General features: G+C 73.3%; 4 protein-coding genes and 2 pseudogenes. All 6 read right to left on the bottom strand.

Going from position 1 to position 5,393, the window contains the following annotated elements:
- Window positions 1–684: pseudogene (locus KME77_RS20320) on the bottom strand (hypothetical protein); the annotation flags it as partial.
- On the bottom strand, window positions 681–1,913 hold the full coding sequence (gene cobA / locus KME77_RS20315) for a uroporphyrinogen-III C-methyltransferase (protein ID WP_219470117.1): 1,233 nt from the start codon (window positions 1,911–1,913) through the stop codon (window positions 681–683). The pseudogene KME77_RS20320 and the gene cobA, both read right to left, overlap by 4 nt.
- 70 nt (window positions 1,914–1,983) lie before the next feature.
- Window positions 1,984–3,000 (bottom strand): agmatinase, encoded by a 1,017-nt coding sequence (gene speB / locus KME77_RS20310; protein WP_246610308.1) that lies wholly within the window; start codon window positions 2,998–3,000, stop codon window positions 1,984–1,986.
- A gap of 10 nt (window positions 3,001–3,010) precedes the next feature.
- Window positions 3,011–4,081 carry a nicotinate-nucleotide--dimethylbenzimidazole phosphoribosyltransferase gene (gene cobT, locus KME77_RS20305; protein WP_219470115.1) on the bottom strand — a complete coding sequence of 357 codons (1,071 nt, stop codon included), beginning with the start codon at window positions 4,079–4,081 and terminating at the stop codon, window positions 3,011–3,013.
- Window positions 4,082–4,098: 17 nt separating this feature from the next.
- A complete protein-coding gene (locus KME77_RS20300) occupies window positions 4,099–4,956 on the bottom strand; it encodes a sirohydrochlorin chelatase (RefSeq protein ID WP_219470113.1) in 858 nt (285 codons plus the stop codon).
- A 65-nt stretch (window positions 4,957–5,021) separates the two neighbouring features.
- Window positions 5,022–5,393, bottom strand: a pseudogene (locus KME77_RS20295) (cobalamin biosynthesis bifunctional protein CbiET); the annotation flags it as partial.

Here is a 5,393-nt window from a genome sequence, read left to right as displayed (position 1 = left end):
GGACAACCCCTCGCCGGCCCGCGCGAGGCCGGCGAACTTCTCGAAACCGGCGTCCTCGTCAGTGGAGACGTCGAGCTCCGGGCCCTCCGAGCTGGAGGACGACGCGACCTCGGTGGCGTCGGGCTCACTGCTGGTCGAGTCGTGTTCCGACGAGTCGGCTTCGGTGGGCTTGCCCCCGGCCGAGGCGCCGGGCTCGGCGGGCTTGTCGGCCTGCTCCGCGTCCGGCTCGGCCACGTCGTCATCGGCGGGCTTCTCCGCGGTCTCGGCCGGCACCGCGGCGGCAGGGGACAGCTTGGGGCGGAACGCCTGGAAGCCACCGGAGCCCCGGCTCCCATCGCCGGACGCCGCCTTGCCCTCGGCCCCCGCCCGATCCACCGGCTCGTCCGCGCCCGAATCGCGCTCGGCCTCGCTCTCGCCGGGCTCCGCGGACTCGCTCAGATGAGCCCACGCCTTGGAGGCCGGCGGCTTGCCGCCCGACGACTCCGCCCGCCCGCCACCGGGCTCAGGGCGTCCGTCGCCGGACCCCGCACGCCCGTCACCAGGCCCGGGACGTCCGTCTCCGGGCTCCCGCTGCCCGCCGGGACCCGCCGGGGGCCCGTCCACGACGGCGCGGAAGCCCAACGTCCGCTCCCCTGGCGACTCCTGGCGGCCGTCGCCCAGCCCGCCATTCATGGCCGCGCTCATGGCAGACGCTCCGCTCGTACCATCTCGACCTCCTGGCCGACCCTCACGACATCACCGACGACGACGATCGCCGGCGGCCGTATACCAGCCGCGGACACGCGGTCGGCCACGGTGGAAAGTGAGGCGGTAACCGCCCGCTGGGTCGGAAGAGTACCGTCCTGTACCACCATTACGGGAGTCTCCGGAGGGCGTCCATCTTTCAGGAGCTCCTCGGCGACCGCGGCGAGCCGCTCGACGGCCATCATCAGGACCAGCGTGCCCCGCGAGCGGGCGAGCGCCGGCCAGTCGACGGTGGAGCGGTGATCGTCGGGCGCGACGTGCACGGAGATCACGTGAAACTCCTGGCTGACCCCTCGATGGGTGACCGGGACCCCGGCCGCCGCGGGCACCGCCACGGCGCTGGTGATGCCGGGCACCACGAGCACCGGGATGCCCTCGCGGGCGCAGGCGGCCATCTCCTCGCCGCCGCGCCCGAAGACGAAGGGATCGCCGCCCTTGAGCCGCACCACGAACTTCCCCTGCCGGGCCCGGTCGACGAGCAGCTCGTTGATCGTCTCCTGCGACAGCGACCTGCCGTAGGGCACCTTGGCGGCGTCGATCAGCTCGACGTCGGGGGCCAGCTCGTCGAGCAGGGCGCGCGGCGCGAGGCGGTCGGCGACGACCACGTCGGCCTGCGCCAGGAGTTGTCGCCCCCGTACGGTGATCAGCCCCGGATCGCCCGGGCCGCCGCCGACGAGGGCCACGCCGACGGGTTTGGTGCGGCTGCGCCGCGCGTCGACCGTGCCGTCGCGCAGCGCGCCCACGACCGCGTCCCTGATGCCGGCCGCCCTGCGCGGGTCGCCGCCCGCGGTGACGGCCACGGATATCTCCTCGACGCGCCCGGAGGCGGGCGTCCAGGCCGCGGAGGCGTCCTTGTCGTCGGCGCGCACGCACCAGATCCGCTTGGCCTCGGCCTCGGCCGCGATCGCGGTGTTGACGGACTTGTCGCTGGTGCACGCCTGGACGAGCCAGGCGCCGTCGCAGTCGCCGACCTGGTAGGGGCGGGCGTGCCAGACGACCCTGCCGGAGGCGATCAGGTCGTCGAGTGCGGGCGTGACGCTCGTCGACACCACGGTGACCTCGGCGCCGGCCTCCAGCAGGGCGGGCACTCTTCGCTGGGCGACGCGACCGCCGCCCACGACGAGGACCCGGCGCCCGGAAAGCCGCAGGCCGAGGAGGTAGGGGCCCATGGTGGGGAATCTCCCGTTCGCGAAGCTTGGTGTGTAAGAGGTTAAACCTACCGGGTCTTACCGGGAGAAATTATCGGCCGTCAAGTAGCGGCTGGTAGGGATCCCAGCGGGGCCCGCCCTCATCGTCCTTCCGGCGTCTGGCCATCGCTGACAAGGCCTCAAGGATAACGCGGTTCCCGAGGAAAGCGGTGATGTCCGAGTGATCATATGGCGGGGCGACTTCGACCACCTCCATCCCCACAACAGGCAGTTCGTAGCAGATCCGGCGTACCGCATCCATCAGCTCCCGGGACGAGAGGCCGCCGGGCTCGGGGGTCCCGGTGCCCGGGGCGTGCGCGGGGTCGCAGACGTCGATGTCCACGGACAGGAAGATGTGCTCGCACTCGTCCAGCGCGATGCCGAACGCCTCGGTCAGGCACTCGCCGAGCCCACGGGCGACGATCTCGGTCATCTCGTACGAGCGCATGCCCCGCTCGGCCATCCACCGCAGGGTCTCGGGCTCCGGCCAGTAGCCGCGCAGGCCGATCTGCAGGAACCTGTCGCCGCGGATGGCGCCCGACTCGATGAGCCGGCGCATGGGCTGGCCGTGGCCGTACAGGTGGTCGCCGAAGGTGTGGTCGCCGGTGTCGGCGTGCGCGTCGAAGTGGATCATCGCCGTGCGGCCGGGCCCGTACGCCCTGGCGGTGCCTCTGGCGTCGGGCAGCGCGACCGTGTGGTCGCCGCCCAGGACGAGCGGCACCGCCCCGGAGGCGGCGACGCGGTGCACGGCCTCCTCGATGTTCGCCAGCGAGGTCTCGACGTCGCCCGAGTAGCACTCGACGTCGCCCGCGTCGTACACGCGCAGGTCGCGCAGGGCGTCCACGCGCATCGCCAGGCTCGGCCGGGAGCCGTCGTGGGGCAGGTAGCAGGCCTGGCGCAGGGCCTGGGGCCCGAACCTGGCGCCGGGACGGTTGGAGGTGCCGCCGTCGAACGGGGCGCCGATGATCACGACGTCGGCGCCCGCGTAGGTGGCGGGGTCGGCGACGTCGCACCGCTCGACGCCCAGGAAGGTGATGTCAGGACCGTACATGGAGCCGTACCTCGACATGACTCCATCATCACACGTGCTTTTCGGTCACTCCCGCGGAGTCGAACGTCGCCACCTCGTGCATGACGCGTACGGCGGCGCACACCAGCGGGTAGGCCAGCAGCCCGCCCGTCCCCTCGCCGAGCCGCAGGTCGAGGTCCACCATGGGCCGCAGCCCGAGCTGCTCCAGGGCGGCGGTGTGGCCGGGCTCGGCCGAGCGGTGCCCGGCGACGCAGTGGTCGGCGGCGGCGGGGTCGAGCGCCGCGGCCACCAGGGCGGCCGACCCGGCGATGACGCCGTCGAGGATGACCGGCACGCGGGCGGCCGCGCCGCCGAGGACGAAGCCGGCTATCGCCGCGTGCTCGAAGCCGCCGACGGCGGCCAGGACGCGCAGGGCGTCGGCGGGCAGGGACAGGACGGAGTTGACGCCGTTGACCCTGAGCGCCTCGCGGACGACGGCGACCTTGCGCTCGTACGTCTCGTCGTCGACGCCGGTGCCCCTGCCGGTGACCCGGGCGGGGTCCTGGCCGGTGAAGGCGGAGACGAGCGCGGCGGACGCGGTGGTGTTGGCGATGCCCATGTCGCCGGTGATCAGGCAGCGGGCGCCGCCCTCCACCAGGTCGCGGGCCACCGCGATGCCGGTCTCCAGCGCCTGTACGGCCTCGTCCACGCTCATGGCGGGCCCCGCGGTCATGTCGGCGGTGCCGTGGGCGACCTTGCGCTTGAGCAGGCCGGGGGCGTCGGGCAGGTCGGCGGCGACGCCGACGTCCACGACGGTCACGCCGGCGTTCACCTGCTTGGCGAAGGCGTTGGCCACCGCCCCACCTGTCAGGAAATTTCCGACCATCTGGACGGTGACCTCCTGCGGCCACGGCGTCACGTCACGCGCGTGCACGCCATGGTCGGCGGCGAAGATGGCCAGCTCGGCCGGATGGGGCAGCGGAGGCGGGCTGACCCCGGCCGCGCCCGCCAGCCGCACTGCGACCTCCTCAAGGGCGCCGAGCGAGCCGCGCGGCTTGGTGAGGCGGTCCTGGTGGGCCCGGGCCTCGGCGACGGCCCGCCGGTCGGCGGGGCGGATCGCGGCGAGCGTGTCGGCGAGCACGGCTTCCTCCAGGAGGATCAGGGGACCGGTTGGAGCGCTTCCTCGTAACGGTCGATGACGACGTCGGCCAGTGTCTCGCAGTCGCCGATCACCTCGGCGCACCGGATGTCGAGATCGGGGTGCCCGGCGCCGTACGCCAGCGCCTGCGCCCACACGCGCTCCAGCATCCCGCCCGCGAACAGCAGGTACGGCACCACGATCACGCGTTTGGCGCCCAGGCGGCGGCACCGTTCGAGCCCGCCGGGGACGCCGGGCGGCGTGACGGAGACGAAGGCGGTCTCGACCGTCATGAAGTCGTAGGCGTGCGTCTCCCAGAACAGCCGCGACACCCGGTGGATCTCGGCGTTGGCGGCCGGGTCGGTGGATCCCTCGCCGACCAGCACGACGGCGGTCTCGCCCGGCTCGACGTGGACCGGCGGCGGCTCGGCGGCCATCGAGTCGACGGCGCGCAGCCGGGGCCGGGCGCCGACCAGTTCGAGCGGGCGCAGCCGGGTCATCTCGCGCGGCATCTCGGTGGCGGCGTCGTTGAGCCGCTCGGCCAGCAGCGCGAGCACCCGAGGGTCGGGGCCGAGCGGGCGGCCGTAGTCGCACAGCAGTGTCGGGTGGCGCTCCTGGACGCGCGCCATGGCGGGGTGCGATTCCGTGTCCAGCCTGCTGAGGCTCAGCGGCAGCGCGACCAGACGGTGGTGTCCGCGTGCCACGAGCGAGGCGACGGACTCGCTCAGCCGTGGCGTGGCGCGCTCGAGGTAGCCGCCGGACACGTCGGCGGCCCGTTGGTCGAGGCGGCAACGGAGCCTGTGGACGAACCTGCCGAACTCGGCTGAGTCGGCGTCGTCGTTCGAGCCCTGCCCGATCAGCAGGAGCGGCGGCTTCATCGAGGGTTTCTCCGGTGCGTAGGCAAGACACGCGAGGATAACCGATGCGTGCCGGTCAGGTCAGGTCACGCCGTGCGCGAGGGTGTCGCGTGGACGACGAAGACCGGGTCTGCCGCGGTCAGGCTATGCGATCCGTCCGGCTGAATGGTGAGCTTTGAGGCGATTATCTGGGTTCCCTCAGCGCGATAGCCGTGCTCACGTAGCCGGTCGAGCACCGTGGGCACGCGTTCGACCGCCTTGAGCGCGCAGACCAGCGAGCGCGGGCCGCGCGCGGCGCAGGCGACGATGACGTCGGTGCCTCCCCCGCCGACGTACACGGCGTCGGGGTCGGGCAGCGGTTCGAGCGCGGGCGGGGCCTGTCCCCTGGCCAGCGCCACTTTGACGCCGTGGGCGAGGACGGTGGCGCGCAGCCGGGCGCAGGCGTCGCCGTCGCGCTC

This window comes from Nonomuraea rhizosphaerae (assembly GCF_019396405.1).
GTDB classification, from domain to species: Bacteria; Actinomycetota; Actinomycetes; order Streptosporangiales; family Streptosporangiaceae; genus Nonomuraea; species Nonomuraea rhizosphaerae.
Note: the sequence above shows the minus strand (reverse complement) of the source record. Positions and strands in the feature narration are given on the sequence as shown.

Excerpts from the sequence above, each read along its gene's own strand:
- cobA (WP_219470117.1), bottom strand. The coding sequence starts at position 1,913 with ATGGGCCCCTACCTCCTCGGCCTGCGGCTTTCCGGGCGCCGGGTCCTC.
- speB (WP_246610308.1), bottom strand. The coding sequence starts at position 3,000 with ATGTCGAGGTACGGCTCCATGTACGGTCCTGACATCACCTTCCTGGGC.
- KME77_RS20300 (WP_219470113.1), bottom strand. The coding sequence starts at position 4,956 with ATGAAGCCGCCGCTCCTGCTGATCGGGCAGGGCTCGAACGACGACGCC.